General features: G+C 67.4%; 10 protein-coding genes. 7 read left to right on the top strand and 3 right to left on the bottom strand.

Going from position 1 to position 15,975, the window contains the following annotated elements; genetic code table 11:
* Window positions 1–111 precede the first annotated feature (111 nt).
* Entirely contained in the window at window positions 112–1,299 is a 1,188-nt protein-coding gene (locus AC1HIY_RS00650; protein WP_479574773.1) for an Nramp family divalent metal transporter, read from the top strand.
* 27 nt (window positions 1,300–1,326) lie between these two features.
* Here AC1HIY_RS00650 and AC1HIY_RS00645 read toward each other — a convergent pair whose 3' ends face one another.
* On the bottom strand, window positions 1,327–2,649 hold the full coding sequence (locus AC1HIY_RS00645) for an NAD(P)/FAD-dependent oxidoreductase (RefSeq protein WP_479574772.1): 1,323 nt from the start codon (window positions 2,647–2,649) through the stop codon (window positions 1,327–1,329).
* 24 nt (window positions 2,650–2,673) lie between these two features.
* Window positions 2,674–3,018: a hypothetical protein gene (locus AC1HIY_RS00640; protein ID WP_479574771.1), complete on the bottom strand. Its 345-nt coding sequence runs from the start codon at window positions 3,016–3,018 to the stop codon at window positions 2,674–2,676.
* 183 nt (window positions 3,019–3,201) lie between these two features.
* Here AC1HIY_RS00640 and AC1HIY_RS00635 point away from each other — a divergent pair, with 183 nt between their 5' ends.
* From AC1HIY_RS00635 to gcvP, 3 genes are all read left to right on the top strand, one after another.
* Entirely contained in the window at window positions 3,202–5,163 is a 1,962-nt protein-coding gene (locus AC1HIY_RS00635; protein WP_479574770.1) for a tetratricopeptide repeat protein, read from the top strand.
* Window positions 5,164–5,324: 161 nt separating this feature from the next.
* Window positions 5,325–6,098 (top strand): ribonuclease III, encoded by a 774-nt coding sequence (gene rnc / locus AC1HIY_RS00630; RefSeq protein ID WP_479574769.1) that lies wholly within the window; start codon window positions 5,325–5,327, stop codon window positions 6,096–6,098.
* Between the two features lie 220 nt (window positions 6,099–6,318).
* On the top strand, window positions 6,319–9,195 hold the full coding sequence (gene gcvP, locus AC1HIY_RS00625; protein ID WP_479574768.1) for an aminomethyl-transferring glycine dehydrogenase: 2,877 nt from the start codon (window positions 6,319–6,321) through the stop codon (window positions 9,193–9,195).
* 6 nt (window positions 9,196–9,201) lie between these two features.
* Here gcvP and AC1HIY_RS00620 read toward each other — a convergent pair whose 3' ends face one another.
* Window positions 9,202–10,134 carry a hydroxymethylglutaryl-CoA lyase gene (locus AC1HIY_RS00620; protein WP_479574767.1) on the bottom strand — a complete coding sequence of 311 codons (933 nt, stop codon included), beginning with the start codon at window positions 10,132–10,134 and terminating at the stop codon, window positions 9,202–9,204.
* A gap of 223 nt (window positions 10,135–10,357) precedes the next feature.
* Here AC1HIY_RS00620 and AC1HIY_RS00615 point away from each other — a divergent pair, with 223 nt between their 5' ends.
* From AC1HIY_RS00615 to AC1HIY_RS00605, 3 genes are all read left to right on the top strand, one after another.
* Window positions 10,358–12,376 carry a M1 family metallopeptidase gene (locus AC1HIY_RS00615; protein WP_479574766.1) on the top strand — a complete coding sequence of 673 codons (2,019 nt, stop codon included), beginning with the start codon at window positions 10,358–10,360 and terminating at the stop codon, window positions 12,374–12,376.
* A 33-nt stretch (window positions 12,377–12,409) separates the two neighbouring features.
* Complete coding sequence (locus AC1HIY_RS00610; protein ID WP_479574765.1) at window positions 12,410–13,324, top strand: hypothetical protein; 915 nt, start codon at window positions 12,410–12,412, stop codon at window positions 13,322–13,324.
* Window positions 13,325–13,439: 115 nt separating this feature from the next.
* On the top strand, window positions 13,440–15,971 hold the full coding sequence (locus AC1HIY_RS00605; RefSeq protein ID WP_479574764.1) for a M14 family metallopeptidase: 2,532 nt from the start codon (window positions 13,440–13,442) through the stop codon (window positions 15,969–15,971).
* The last annotated feature ends 4 nt before the right edge of the window (window positions 15,972–15,975 follow it).

Here is a 15,975-nt window from a genome sequence, read left to right as displayed (position 1 = left end):
GTTCCCCGCCTGCACGAGAGACGGCTCACGGGCGTTTCCCTCCGTGTACAATGCGCCCGGCGCGCCCTATTTTGTCGCGCCGTCTTCCCCTCTACTTTCCTTTTCGGCGACATGAAACTCGGCGTCTCCTCTCTCGTCGTGGCGGCCTTCGTGGGGCCGGGCACGGTGCTCACGTGCGCCTCGGCGGGCCTCCACTTCGGCTATGGGCTCGGATGGGTGCTCCTCTTCTCCGTGGCGGCGGTCTTTGCCCTGCAATCGCTCACGGCGGGGCTGGGCATCCTGGCGCAGAAAGGGCTCGGCGAGGCCATCCGCGAGGCGGCGACGACCTCGCTCCGGCGCGCGGTCCTCTTCTCCCTCGTCATCGTCGGGCTGTGGGTCGGGTGCGCCGCCTTCGAGACGGGCAACCTCGTCGGGGCCGCCGCGGGCATCCGGACGGTCCTCGGCGCGGAGGCCGACGCGCGGTGGCTGGTGGGGCTGATCGCCCTGGCGGCGGGCGTCCTGCTGTTCCTCGACCTCCGCGCCCTCACACAGGCGCTGGCCGTGCTCGTGGGGCTGATGAGCATCCTCTTCCTCGCCACGATGTTCATGGCGCCGGTGGACTGGCGCGCGGCTCTGAGCGGACTGTTCGTGCCGCGCCTCCCCGAAGGCAGCCTCGTCACGGTCCTCGCGCTCATGGGCACCACCATCGTCACGTACAACCTCTTCCTGCACGCCTCGGCGACGAAGGCGTACTGGGCGGGCGAAGCGCCGGCGCGCGCGTGGCGGCGCGAACGCCTCGGCATGGCCGTCTTTTTCCCGCTCGGCGGGCTGATCTCGTTCGCCATCCTCGTGGCCGGCGCGACGCTCCGGGGCAGCGCGACGGACGTGACGGCGGTGGAGGCCTTCGCCGCGCTCCTCGAGCCGGCGGCCGGCCCGGCGGCCCGGTATTTCTTCGGCCTCGGCCTCTTCGCCGCGGGCATTACCTCCGCCGTCACGGCGCCGCTGGCGGCGGCGGCAGGCATCCGCGAACTCTTCGGGTGGAACGCGGATCACCCCGGCTATCGGATGGTGTGGGCCTCGGTGCTCGTCGTCGGCCTCTTCTTCGGAATGACGGGCTATTCGCCGCTCAAAATCATCATCGCGGCCCAGGCGGCCAACGGGCTGCTTCTGCCGTTCATCGCCGCCTTCGTGCTCTACCTCACGCACCGCCGGAAAACCGCCGCCCTTTCGCGCGGATACCTCGTGGCCGGGACGCTCGTCACGCTCGTATGCGCCGTCCTCGGCGCGCGCACCCTCGCGTGGGTGTGGGCGCATCTGTGATGCCGGGAAAACGGGAAAGGCCCCCTTCTACGAAGGGCGGGAAGCCGGACGGCGCGCTCGGCGCGGGCGTTCCGCTTCACCGTACGGAGGCTCGGGCGGCACTTCGAGGATGAGGCGCGCGCCCCGGTCATACGTGAAATAGTTCCACGCCCAGTTCACGAGCACGTTGAGGCGGTTGCGAAAGCCGATGAGCATGACGAGGTGCAGGAAGAGCCACATCACCCATGCGAGGAACCCCTGCGTGCGAAGGCCGCCGAATTCGGCCACGGCGGCGTGCCGCCCGATGGTCGCCATGATGCCCTTGTCCCGGTACCGGAACGGCTCCGACGGCGCGCCCGTCATGCGGCGCCGGATCTGCCGGGCGACGTGCTGCGCCCCCTGCAAGGCCACGGGCGCGAGCTGCGGGTGGAGGTTGCCCGCCTCGTCCCGGCTCCCGGCAAGGTCGCCGATGACGAACACTTCGGGGTGGCCGGGCACGCTCAGGTCCGGCGCCACGACGATGCGCCCGGCGGTCGTCTGTTCGAAGCCGAGCACGTCGGCCAGGGGCGCGGCGCGGATGCCCGCCGCCCATACGAGCGTGCGCGCCGGAAGGACCGCGCCGTCGGCCAGATGCACCGCCTCGGACGTCACACGCACGACCGGCGCCCCGGCGAGCACCTCCACGCCGCGCTTCTCGAGCGTCTCCCGCGCGTGCCGCTTCGACGCCTCGTGAAACCCGCCGAGCAGGTCCGAAGTCGCCTCCACGAGCATCACGCGCGCTTTTTCCACGGGAAGGTGCGGATAATCCTTCGCGAAGACCTTCTGGAAAAGTTCGAGGAGCGCCCCTGCCGTCTCCACGCCCGTCGGCCCTCCCCCGACCACCACGAACGTCAGCGCACCCGCCTCGATGAGCGAGGGATCCCGGTCGGCTGCCTCGAACTGACGGATGATGTGGTTTCGGAGCCGCACGGCGTCGGGCAGGCTCTTGAGCGGGAAGCCGTACGTCTCGGCCCCCTCCGCGCCGAAATAGTTCGTCGAGGCGCCGGCGGCAAGGACGAGGTAGTCGTACGGAAGCGCCTCGCCGTCGGCGAGGCGGACGGCCTTTGCGGCCCGGTCCACGCCGACGACGGCGCCGAGGCGGAAGTGGAAGTTTTTCTGTTTTTGAAAGATGCCGCGCACCGCGTGGGCGATGTCCTCGGGTTCGAGTCCGGCGGTCGCCACCTGATAGAGGAGCGGCTGAAACGTGTGGAAATTGTTTCGGTCGATGAGCCGGACCTCCACCGGCGCGCGTCGGAGTTCGCGGGCGAGCCGGAGCCCGCCGAAACCGGCCCCGACGATGACGACACGCGGCTTGCGATCAGAGGTCTTCATGGGGTCTGAGCGTTTCCGGTCCGGTTATGCTCGGAGCCGCCGCGCCATCTTCGCCACCTTCTCGGCGTCCGGCTCCTCTTCGGAGAGGTCGAGCGAAGCGCGGGCTTCGACGAGCGCGCGGTCCCGCTCCGGCGGGGTCAGCCCTTCGTCATGCATCGCATCCCACATCTGGCTCGTGACGATGGCCTCCAGGTTCTGGATGCGCCGCTTCGAAGCCACCAGCTCTTCCGAAAGCGCGTCCACAACGGCTTCGAGCTCGTGCGTCGAAACGCCGAGGGTTTGCTGTTTCTCTTTGAACTTGAGCCATTCGCGGAACGCGCCGGTGAGAATGACGCCGAGCGGAATCAGAACCCAGATCCAGGTGAACATGACATCAGGGAAAAGGTGAGCAGGATGAAGCGCTTCAAGGTACGACAGGGCTTCGAAAGGAGTTTCGGGCGGCCGCAAGAGGCCGGAAGGGCCGGCTCGCAAGCCTTTCGCCGCGCCGGATCTTCTCCCGTCCTCGCTCGTTTTCGACCTCCCCGCACCGCCTCGAAAGCGTTTGCCCGAACGATGAAAAGCGCCGCCACTCTTCTGCTTCTGTCGGCTCTGTGCCTGCTCGCCGCCTGCCGCCAACCCCCCGCCGAAACGCCCGAGACGACCGCCGCCGAGCCGGTCTATCTCAACCTCGGTCCGGACGCCGAGTACGTGGGAAAAGAGGCCTGCCGGACGTGCCACGCGGACAAGTATGAAACGTTCGTCGAGGCCGAGATGGGACGCTCGTTCAAGCCCGCCACCCTCTCGAAAAGCGCGGCGGATTTCGAGCATCCGAAGCCGGTCTACGATCCGCACCGGGATTTTTACTACCTGCCCGTCCACCGGGGCGAGGATCTCTTCATCATGGAATACCGGCTCGCCGGGCGGGACACGGTCTACAAGCGCATCGAGAAGATCGACTACATCATCGGCTCGGGGCAACACACGAACTCGCACATCATGGACGTGAACGGCTATCTCTATCAGATGCCGCTGACGTGGTATGCCCAGGAGGGCAAATGGGATCTCCCGCCGAAGTTCGCGGGCGGCAACAACGCCCGGTTCACGCGCCCCATCCCGGTCACGTGTATGTCGTGCCACAATGCGATGCCGGACTTCGTGCCGGGTTCGGAGAACCGCTTCGCCGAGGCGCCGGACGGGATCGACTGCGAGCGGTGTCATGGGCCGGGCTCGATCCACGTCGAAGCCAAACGCGCCGGCGAGGTGGTCGACGTGACGAAGGAGATCGACCGCACGATCGTCAACCCCCGCAAGCTGCCCATCGACCGGCAGTTCGACGTATGCCGCCGGTGCCACATGCAGGGCGCGGCGGTGTGGAAACGGTCGCCGCTCGAGTTCCGCCCCGCCCTCCGGCTGAGCGACTTCGAAAACGTCTTCTGGCCCCGCTATGCCGACAGCACGCATCAGTTCATCATGGCCTCCCACCCGGACCGGCTTCAGATGAGCGCGTGCTTTCGTGAATCCCGGAAGCGGCCCGAGACCTTCGGCGCGATGACGTGCACCACGTGCCACGATCCGCACGTCGGCGTCAAGACGCTCGGCGCGGATCATTACGCGCAGGTCTGCGCCTCGTGTCACACGCCGGAGAACGACAACCTGTGCGTCGAAGATCAGGCCGTGCGCGCCCGCGTGGGGGACAACTGCGTCTCGTGCCACATGCCCGTCTCCGGCTCCATCGACATCCCGCACGTGAAGGTGACCGACCACTTCATCCGGGTCATGAAGCCGGACGAGATCGAGATCCTCTCGGCGGAAGAGGGCGACGCTTCGCAAAAGCGGCTCGTCCGACTGGCGGCGCTGATCGACAAGTCGCCGCCGCCCGAGGAGGTGGCCGAAGGGTTTCTGACGTACTACGAGGAGGTCACGAACCATCCCGGCTTCCTCGACTCCGCCGCCGCCTATCTGGAGCAAGCGCAACGGACGAAGACGCCGCAGGAGCTGGCGCGTTCGCTCGTGCGGCTGTGGTTCTGGCAAAAAAACTTCGGCGCGATCATGACGCTCGCCCCCACGCTCGACGAAACCGCCGTCGACGATGCGTGGACCTGGTACCGGATCGGCGAGGCGTTCCTCTCCACCGGCGCCCCCCAGGAGGCCGCGAGGTATTTCCGCCGCGCCGTCGACCACGCGCCGGGGCACCTCCGCTTCCGGAACAAGCTCGGAGCGGCCCTCAGCCAATCCGGCCTCCTCAACGAAGCCCTCGCCACGTTCGACGCCATCCTGACGGACAACCCGAAGTTCGAGGAAGCCTATAACGACCGGGGCTTCACCCGCGCGCTCCTCGGCGACATGGCGGGCGCCGAGGCCGACTTCCGCGCCGCCCTCGCCCTCGACCCCGACGCCATCCTCCCGCTGGCAAACCTGGCCTCGCTCTATTTCAACACGAACCGAAAAGCGGAGGCCCGTCCCCTCGTGAAACGCCTCCTCGAGCTCGACCCTTCGAACGACGACTACCGCATGTTCTGGAACATGCTCCGGTGAATCCGCCGGCGCGGTCGGCTCCCATCTTTGCGGGGAAACATCTATCTTCCCGCACAAGATCATGCATCGACATCATGTGATGCCGGAGGGACGGACGTCGGATCATCGGGCCGGATCATGCCGGGTCGCGCCGGTTTCGCCCGGGTATCCGAACGCATAGTTTGCCTGTCGCATTGGTTTCATCGCTTCGAAAGGCGTTCCGCCGATTTTTCAAACGTTCCCCGAGCGTCGAGGCCGGAGCCGTCTCGCGGGAGGCCGTCGAGCGTCTCGTGGGCATGGCGGTGCGGGATCTGCGTCTGTACGAGCAGGCGCTCACGCACCGGTCGCTGCTCCGGGGACGACCCGACACGCATCTCTATTCGAACGAACGGCTCGAATTTCTCGGCGACGCCGTGCTCGGCTTCGTCACCGCCGATTATCTCTATCACCATTTCCCGGACCGGGACGAGGGCTTCCTGACGCGCCTCCGGGCCAAGCTCGTCAATGGCGTGGCGCTGGCCGAATGCGCCCGGCAGATCGATCTCGGCGCGCTGATCCTGATGAGCGAGAACATGGCGCAGACGGCCGGACGCAACAACCGGAGCATCCTCGCCGACGCCTTCGAGGCCGTCATCGGCGCGCTCTACCTCGACCTCGGGCCGGAAGCCGCCCGCGCCTTCATCCATCGCACCATGCTCGACCACGTCAACCTCGACGAACTGGCCGAGCATCGCGACAATTTCAAAAGCCTCCTTCTCGAGTACGCCCAGGCGCAGGGCTGGCCCCAGCCGCGATACCGGGTCATCGAAGAGGTGGGGCCGAGCCACGAAAAGACGTTCACCGTGGAGGTCGTGCTCCGAAACAAGGCGTACGGGCGCGGCACGGCGAGCAGCAAAAAACGAGCGGAACAGGAAGCGGCGAGCATCGCCCTCGAACGCCTGCGCGCGGAAGCCTGAGCGCGCGGATGAACGGCCCCCGTGAAATTCCCTCGCACCCGGTTTTTTTCAGAACAGGAGCCCGGGGCGGTCGTTCAATCCGCGCTCGTCCCGCGAGGCATCGCCCGCCGGTGAAACCCGGCCCTTCGCGCCGAGGGGCCGCACGTGCGCCCACTCTTTTCCCGGCGTCCTTCTTTCACGTTTGCGCATTCTCAAACCCGCTCCTTTCCGACGTTTTCGCATGGCCATCGACCTCCAGTTTACCGACCGCTTCGCCCGCCGTCATCTCGGACCTTCGGAGGCGGACGAGGCGCAGATGCTCGCCGCGCTCGGCCTCTCCTCCCTCGACGAACTCATCGACGAGACGGTGCCCGCCGCCATCCGAAGCGCGCGCCCGCTGAAGCTGCCGCCGGCGCGCACGGAATATGAACTCCTCGACGAGGCGCGCGCCATCGCTTCGAAGAACCAGGTCCGTCGCTCGTTCATCGGCATGGGCTACCACGACACCATCACGCCGCCGGTCATCCTTCGGAACGTGTTCGAGAACCCCTCGTGGTACACGCAATACACGCCGTATCAGGCCGAGATCTCACAGGGTCGGATGGAGGCGCTTCTCACCTTTCAGACGATGGTCATCGACCTGACGGGGCTGGAGATCGCCAACGCCTCGCTACTCGACGAGGGCACCGCCGCCGCCGAGGCGATGCTGATGCTCCACCGTGTGGCGAAAGGGAAGACGCGCAACGTGTTCTTCGTCTCGGAGACGTGCCATCCACAGACCATCGCCGTGGTGCAGACGCGCGCCGTGCCCGTCGGCGTCGAGGTCGTCGTGGGAGATCATCGCACGTTCGCCTTCACCGAGGAGGTCTTCGGCGCGCTCGTGGCGTATCCGGCCACCGACGGGGCCCTCCACGACTACCGTGACTTTTGCGACGCCGCGCACGAGGCCGGGGCGCACGTGGTCGTCGCCGCCGACCTGCTCAGCCTGACGCTGCTGACGCCGCCGGGCGCCTTCGGTGCGGACGTGGCCGTCGGGAGCACGCAGCGCTTCGGCGTGCCCGTGGGCTATGGCGGGCCGCACGCCGCGTACTTTGCCACGAAGGAGCGGTTCAAACGGCAGACGCCGGGCCGCATCATCGGCCTGTCGATCGACGCCGACGGCCGGCCCGCGCTCCGCATGGCGCTTCAGACGCGCGAACAGCACATCCGCCGGGCGAAGGCGACCTCCAACATTTGCACGGCGCAGGTGCTCCTGGCGGTGATGGCCGGGATGTATGCCGTCTATCACGGTCCCGACGGCCTCCGCCGCATCGCCGCGCGCATCCACAACCTGACGAAGGTGCTTGCCCACGGCCTGGAGCTGCTCGGCTATTCGATCCGACACGATCACTTCTTCGACACGATCCGCGTCGACCTCGAGAGCCGCTCCGCCACGCTCCTCCGGGAAGCCGCCGACGCCCGGGGCATCAACCTCCGCTATTTCGACGACGGCTCCGTCGGCGTGGCCCTCGACGAGACGGTGCGCGCCTCCGAGCTCGACACGCTCTTCGCCGTCTTCGGGCACGACCGCGCCTTCAACTTCACCGCCGAGGAGCTGGCCGGGCTGATGGACGACGGCTACGAAGGCCCGCTCGCCCGCACGACGCCGTACCTGACGCATCCCGTCTTCCACCGTTATCATTCGGAGACGGAGATGATGCGGTACCTCCACCGCCTGGCCGCGCGCGACCTCTCGTTGACGACGAGCATGATCCCGCTCGGCTCGTGCACGATGAAGCTCAACGCCGCCGCCGAGCTGATGCCGGTCTCCTGGGCGGCGTTCAACCGGCTCCACCCCTTCGTCCCCCCCGAGCAGGCGGAGGGCTACCGGATCCTCGTCGAGCAGCTCTCCGCGTGGCTCGCCGAGATCACCGGCTTCCCCGGCGTCTCGCTTCAGCCCAACTCGGGCGCGACGGGGGAATACGCGGGGCTGCTCGTCATCCGGGCGTATCACGCGAGCCGGGGCGAGGCACATCGCAACGTGTGCCTCATCCCCTCCTCGGCGCACGGGACGAACCCGGCGAGCGCCGTGATGGCGGGCATGGAAGTGGTGGTCGTCGCCTGCGACGACCACGGCAACGTGGACCTGGCCGACCTCCGCGCCCGGGCCGAGGCGCACGCCGATCGCCTCGCGGCGCTGATGATCACGTATCCGTCCACGCACGGCGTCTTCGAGGAGGGCATCGTCGAGATCTGCCGCATCGTGCACGCACACGGGGGGCAGGTGTATATGGACGGGGCGAACATGAACGCGCAGGTGGGCCTGTGCCGCCCCGGAGAGTTCGGCGCGGACGTGTGCCACCTCAACCTCCACAAGACCTTCGCCATCCCGCACGGCGGCGGCGGGCCGGGCGTCGGGCCGATCTGCTGCGCCGAGCACCTGACGCCCTTCCTCCCCGGCCACCCGATCGTCGAGACCGGCGGCGCGCAGGCCATCGGGCCGGTGGCGGCGGCTCCGTTCGGGAGCGCGAGCATCCTCCCCATCTCGTGGGCCTACATCGCCCTGCTCGGCCCGGACGGCCTCACCCGCGCCACGAAAACGGCCATCCTCAACGCCAACTACATGGCGCACCGCCTCCGCGCCCACTACGACGTCCTCTACACCGGCGCGCACGGGCGCGTGGCGCACGAGTTCATCCTCGACCTCCGGCCCATCAAACGACTGACCGGCATCACCGAGATCGACGTCGCCAAGCGGCTCATGGACTACGGCTTCCACGCCCCGACGGTGTCCTTCCCCGTGCCCGGCACGCTCATGATCGAGCCGACGGAGAGCGAGTCGAAGGCCGAGCTCGACCGTTTCTGCGAGGCCATGATCGCGATCCGCGCCGAGATCCGCGAGGTCGAGGCGGGCGCATCCGATCCCGAACGGAACCCCCTCAAGCAGGCCCCGCACACGGCCACGCTCGCGACCGCCGAGACGTGGGACCTCCCCTATTCCCGAGAGCAGGCCGCCTTTCCCGCCCCGTGGACGCGCGAGAACAAGTTCTGGCCCGCCGTCCGCCGCGTCAACGACGCCTATGGCGACCGCCACCTCGTCTGCGCCTGCCCGCCGATGGAAGCGTACGCCGAAGGATAGGAAGGACTATCGCACGCCTTCTTCTTCGGGGACAGCCGTGACGTTCCGGCGCACGAGCCGGTGCATCTTGCCGGGGAAGCGCTTGCCGAGGAACGCCTCCATGCGGAGCGTGCACGCGGCCACCTTTTCGAGGTCGATGCCCGTCTCGATGCCGAGTTGGTCGAGGAGGTAGACCGTGTCCTCCGTGGCGATGTTGCCCGTCGCGCCGGGGATGAAGGGGCAGCCGCCCATGCCGCCGAGCGACGTGTCGAACCGGGCGACGCCGGCTTCGAGGGCAGCCACGACGTTCGCCATGCCGAGGCCGCGCGTGTCGTGGAGGTGGAGCACGAGCGGCGTCTCCCCGATGACGGCCCGCACCGCCGCCACCCGCTCACGAATCATCACCGGGTTCGCCATGCCCGTCGAGTCGGCGAGTGAGAGCGACTCGACGCCTAGCGCGGCGAAGCGTCCGCACAGTTCGACGATGAAGTCGAGGGGCGTGTCGCCGGGGGCGGCGTAGCCGAAGACGGTCTGGAGGCCGAGTTGCGGCTGCATCCCGTAGTCGCGGGCGCGGCGGATCATCGCCTCGGCCTGCCGGACGCCCTCCGCCACCGTCATGTTCGCGTTGTCGCGGCTGTGTGTCTCGTTCGTGGCGATGGAGAGGTCGACGTGCGTCAGCCCGGCCCGATGGGCGCGTTCGAGCCCCCGCAGGTTGAGCGCCAGCCCCGTATAGACGACGCCTTCGCGCTTCGGGAGCCGCGCCACGAGCGCCTCGGCATCGGCCATCTGCGGCACCCACTTCGGATGCACGAACGAGGTGACCTGGATGCGCCGCAACCCCGCCTCCGCCAGCCCTTCGATGATCTCGAGCTTGAGGTCCGTCGGGATCGGCTTTTCCTCGAATTGAAAGCCGTCGCGCGGCCCGACTTCACAGAGTTCGACGTGGGGGGGGAACGACATGGGCTTCGAAGCAATGGGTGGTGAAAAGAGCGACTGCGCGCTTAAACGCCCGTCCCCTCCCGAAGATGCCGCCGGAAGCGGAGCCCCGCCCGCGCGCGCGGCTTTTCTTTGTGGTGGCGTCCCCTTTTTCGGTGGGAAGCCGTACTTTGTCGCCGGGTCGTAACCCGCCTGTCCGCCTCGCGTAGGCAGGATAGTCGCCCTTTTCTCTCTCAGGATGCCGCTCATGCTGTCCCGAATCTGTTTCGTCCTCGCGGCGCTGGCGCTTCTGCCTCTGACGCCCGCGCCCGCCCTTGCTCAGCCCACCGCCACGGCGCCACGCACGACCATCGCCGACGGCCCCCTCAGCGACCGCCGCGTCTCGTACACGATCACCGCCACGCTCGACCCCGAGGCCCGCACCGTGCAAGGCTCCGAGCGCGTCACCTGGCGCAACCCCGACAGAGCGCCCGTCGGCGAGCTTCAGTTTCACCTGTACCTGAACGCCTTCAAAAACGAGCGCTCGACGTTCATGCGGGAGAGCGGCGGCAAGCACCGCGGCTTCTCGGCCAGAGGAGCGGACGTCCGGGGCGGCATCGACATCACCCGCATGACGATCGCCACCCCGCAACCGGGCGACACCGCTCCGCCGGGCGCCTACAGCGCCGGGGAGACCGACCTCACCGACCGTATCCGTTTCATCCAACCCGACGACGGCAACCCGGACGATCAGACCGTCATCGCGGTGACGCTGCCCCGTCCCGTAGCCCCCGGCGAGACCATCGCGCTCGACATCGACTTCACGGCCCTCATGCCCAAGGTCGTCGCGCGGACAGGCTGGGCCGAGACCGAACAGGGCCACCGCTTCTTCATGGTCGCGCAGTGGTTTCCGAAGCTCGGCGTCTACGAAGAGCCGGGCGTGCGCTACGTCCCCGCCGACGCCCCACACGGGCAGTGGAACACCCACCAGTTCCACGCCAACACGGAGTTCTACGCCGACTTCGGCACGTACCGGGTGACGATGACCGTCCCCGAGGCGTACGTCGTCGGGGCTTCCGGCGTGCGCGTGAACGAGACGACCGAAGCCGGCACGCGCACCCTCACGTATCAGGCCGACGACGTGCACGACTTCGCGTGGACGGCCAGCCCCGACTTCCTCGTATACACCGACACCTGGCGACACGTCAACCTCCGGCTGCTCCTTCAGCCCCATCACGACGGGCAGGCCGAGCGCCATTTCAAAGCCGTAAAGGCCGCGCTCGACCGCTTCGACGCCTGGGTGGGCGAGTACCCGTACACCACGCTCACGCTCGTCGACGGCATCGGCGGGAGCAACGGCATGGAATACCCGACGCTCATCACCTGCGGGACCACGTACAAGATGCCCGGATGGATGCGCCTTCCGGAACTCGTCACCGTGCACGAGTTCGGCCATCAATATTTCTACGGCATGATCGCCAGCAACGAGTTCGAGGAAGCCTGGCTCGACGAGGGCATCAACTCCTACTTCGAGGCCCGCATCATGGACGATGCCTATGGGCCGGGCGCCGTCGTCAAGCTGCCGTACATTCAGGTCAGCGACGAGGGCATGCAGCGCCTGATGTACACGAAAAATGCGCCGGACCGCGGGGCGGTCTTCACCCGCGCCTGGGAATATGAAGACGAGAGCGATTACAGCAAGGCCACGTATGCCAAACCTGCCACGTTGCTCCTCACGCTCGAAAACTATCTCGGCCGCGAAACGACGGATCAGGTGTTTCAGACGTACTATGACCGCTGGCGCTTCCGTCATCCGACCACGCGCGACTTCATCGCCGTCGCCGAGGAGGTTTCCGGCATGGATCTCGGCTGGTTCTTCGACCAGTACGTCTACGGCGTCGCCGTGGTGGATTATGAAGTCGCCTCGCTGCGTTCGTCCAAAGCCGAGCCTCCGGAGGGAACCGAGGGCGACTGGTACGAGAGCCGGGTGGAGGTTCATCGGAAGCAGGACGGCGTCTTTCCGCAGACGCTTCTCGTGCGGTTCGAGGACGGCTCGGAGGAACGTCTGGCCTGGGACGGGGTCGATGTCTGGAAACGGTTCACCTTCCACAAAGCCTCGCGCGCCGCGGAAGCCTATCTCGACCCCGACAACGCCGTCCGCCTCGACGTGAACCGCCTCGACAACCGGAAGATCGCCGAAGCGGACAACACGCTTGCCCGCAAGGAGCAACTGGGCCTCACCTCCCTGCTTCAACAGGTCTTCTATCTCATCGCCGGCCTTTTCTGAGCCGACCGTCTCCACGATCCTCGTCAAGCCATCATGTTCATCAACAGCTTTCGCGCGGGCTTCTCCGCCGTCCAAAAGCGTCCCGGGTTGGTCGTGCTGATCTATGCCGTCAACCTGTGTCTGGCCTTCATCCTGGCGTTGCCGATCTACATGGCGCTCAGCAACGTGGTGGGACCGTCGGGCTTCGGCTCCGAGCTTGTGCAGCAGTTCGACGTCGTCCTCTGGGCGGACATTCTGGACAAGGCGGGCCTCGTCCTGTCGGCGCTCCGGGCGCAGTTGTTCTGGATGATCCCGCTGTATCTGGTCTGGAAAGCCGGGTGGAGCGTGGGGCTGATCCACGCGCTTCGCGACGGCGGGGGACGTTCGTTCTGGGCGGGCGTGGGGCGTTATGCCGCGCGCGCCGTCGGGCTCGGCCTGCTCTACGGGTTGCTCGTGCTCGTGTGGCTGGGCGGCGTCGCCCTCCTGTCGGTGGGGCTGGCCGTGGTGTGGAACGGTGAGGTGGGCGCTTTCTGGATCTTCTTCGTCCTCGCGCCGACGCTGATGGTGCTCGGCCTCGCCTTCATCGACCTGCTGCACGACTATGGGCGGATCGCGCTCGTGGTGGAAGAGCAGAAGGTCACGCGCGCTTTTCTGGCGGGCATCACGTGGCCGTTCCGACACGCGCAGGCCTTCCCGCTCTACGGCGTCTGGTTCCTCCTCGCGGCCGTGGCGCTGGCCCTGCCGATAGTGCTGGATTTCGAGATGAACGGGATCTGGGGTCTGTTTCTCCTTCAACAGCTTTTCCTGCTCCTCCGCGCCGCCGCGACCGTCGGGTGGTTCGGCAGCGAGGTCGCCCTCTTCGAGGCCGTCCGTCGGCGCGAGGCGCCGCTCATCGCCACGGAGGAGAGCGCCCCGGCCGGGAACGCCTCGATGGGCGAGGTCCCGGGCGCCGGGCCGGCGCCGACGTGAGCGACCGGAAAGACGACGCCCGGCATTGCGCATACCCGGCTCGTGCGCGTACCTTTCCGCCGCCGGCCCTCGTCGGCGCGGCCGTTCCGTCCCTCTCCCTCCTTCCCGTCCCCTCATGCACGTGCGTCGTCTTTCCGCGTTTGTACTGGTCGGCCTTCTCGCCGCCACGGCCTTCGGGCAAACCGCCCTCCGCTCGCCCGCCGAATTCCTCGGCTATGAACTCGGCGACCGCTTCACTCCGCACCACCGCGTCGTCGCCTACTTCGAGCACGTGGCCGCCGCTTCGCCGAACGTGCGCCTCGAGCGCTATGGAGAAACGTACGAAGGGCGGCCCCTGATGACGGCCTTCATCACCTCGCCGGAGAACCAGGCCCACCTCGAGGAGATTCGCGCGAACAACCTGCGCATGGCCGGGCAGGCCGACGGCGCCGTCGAGGGAGCAACGGCGGCCCTCGTGTGGCTGAGTTACAACGTGCACGGCAACGAAGCCGTAAGCACCGAAGCGGCGATGGCGACGCTCTACGACCTCGCCAATCCCGCCAACACGCGCACGCAGGCCTGGCTCGCCAACACCGTCGTCGTCATCGATCCATGCATCAACCCGGACGGGCGCGACCGGTACGTGCACTGGTACAACGAAACGGTCGGCCGCACGCCCAATCCCGACCCGAACGCTCGCGAGCATCACGAGCCGTGGCCGGGCGGACGCGCCAACCATTATTACTTCGACCTCAACCGCGACTGGGCCTGGATGTCGCAGGTGGAGACCCGGCAGCGCATCCCGCTCTTCAACCGCTGGCTTCCTCACGTGCACGTCGATTTTCACGAGCAGGGCGTCGATGAGCCGTACTATTTCGCACCCGCCGCCGAGCCGTTCCACAAAGACATCTCACCGTGGCAGCGCGAATTCCAGACGATCATCGGAAAGAACCACGCCCGGTATTTCGACGAGCGCGGATGGCTGTACTTCACCCGGCAGGTCTTCGACCTCTTCTATCCCGGCTACGGGGACACGTGGCCCACGTTCAACGGCGCCATCGGCATGACGTACGAACAGGGCGGCAGCGGGCGCGCCGGCCTTGCCATCCGCACCGCCGAGGGCGACACGCTCACGCTCGCCGACCGCATTGCCCACCACCACACCACCGGCCTCTCGACCGTCGAGGCAACGGCGAAGCATCACGACCGCGTGCTCGAGGAGTTTCGGGCGTATTATGAGCGGGCGCAAAACGATCCGCCGGGGACGTACAAGACGTACGTCGTCAAAGGCGCCAATACGGACAAGCGCGACGCCCTCGCTGCGTTGCTCGAACGACAGGGCATCGCCTTCGGGTACGCCGTCGAACGGCGCTCGGCGCGCGGCTTCGACTACGCCTCCGGGCAAACCACCGCCGTCACCGTCGAGCCGGGCGACCTCGTGGTGAGCGCGTTTCAGCCGAAGTCGGTGCTCGTCAAGGTGCTCTTCGAGCCGCGCGCCGAGCTGGCCGACTCGCTCACGTACGACGTGACGGCGTGGGCGCTCCCGTATGCGTACGGCCTCGACGCCTTCGCCCTCACCGACCGTCTCGCCCCCGGCGCGCGCACCGCCCCGGAAGCCGCGCCGGAGCCGCCCGCGCTCGAGCGACCGTACGCCTACCTCGCCGAGTGGAAGAGCTTCGAAGATGCCCGTTTCCTCGCCGCCGTGCTCGAAGCCGGCGTCAAGCTCCGCTTTGCCGGCAAGCCCTTCGAGATCGACGGGCGCACCTACGCACCCGGCACGCTCATCCTCACGCGGAAGGGCAACGAGGCCATGGGCGAGCGGTTCGACGCCGTCGTCCGGAAAGCCGCCGACGACCTCGGGCAGCCGCTCCACGCCGTCGCCACCGGCTTCGTCGCGCGCGGCGCGGACTTCGGCTCGGACGACGTGCCGTTCCTCCGGAAGCCCCGCGTGCTCGTGCTCGCCGGCGCGCCCGTCGCCTCCACCGCCGCCGGAGAGGTGTGGCACTATTTCGACCGCCAACTCGGCTATGCCGTCACCCTCGTCGATCCCGACGACTTCGGCGCCCTCGACCTCGACGCCTACGACGTGCTCATCCTTCCGAACGGCTTTTACGAACGCTTCCTCACCAAGAGCCGCCTCGCCGACCTCCAGGCGTGGATCCGGCGCGGGGGACGGCTCATCGCCATGGAACGAGCCGCCGCCGCCCTCGCCGGGAAGGACGGCTTCCACCTCAAACGAAAAAGCAAGGACAAAGACGAAGACGAACTCGAAGCGGATGAGGCCGCCCTCTCCCGCTTCGGGGACCGCGAACGCGCCTCCATCTCGGACGAAGTGCCCGGCGCAATCTTCCGCGTGCGCATGGACCCCACGCACCCGCTCGCCTTCGGCTATGACGACGTGTACTTCACCCTCAAACGGAGCGATGACGCCTTTGCCTTCCTCAAAAGCGATGGTGACTGGAACGTGGGCGTCCTCGAAGGCGATGCGCTCGTGAGCGGCTTCGCGGGCCACCGCGCCCGCGCCAAACTCAGGGACACGCTCGTCTTCGGCGTTCAGGAAATGGGTCGCGGGCGGGTCGTCTATGTGGCGGACGATCCCCTCTTCCGTGCCTTCTGGCACAATGGCCGCCTCCTCTTCGCCAACGCCGTCTTTCTCGTGGGACAATAAACGT

This window comes from Rhodocaloribacter sp., from assembly GCF_056451265.1.
The sequence above is the reverse complement of the archived record's forward strand: the minus strand, read 5'-3'. Positions and strand labels throughout refer to the sequence as shown.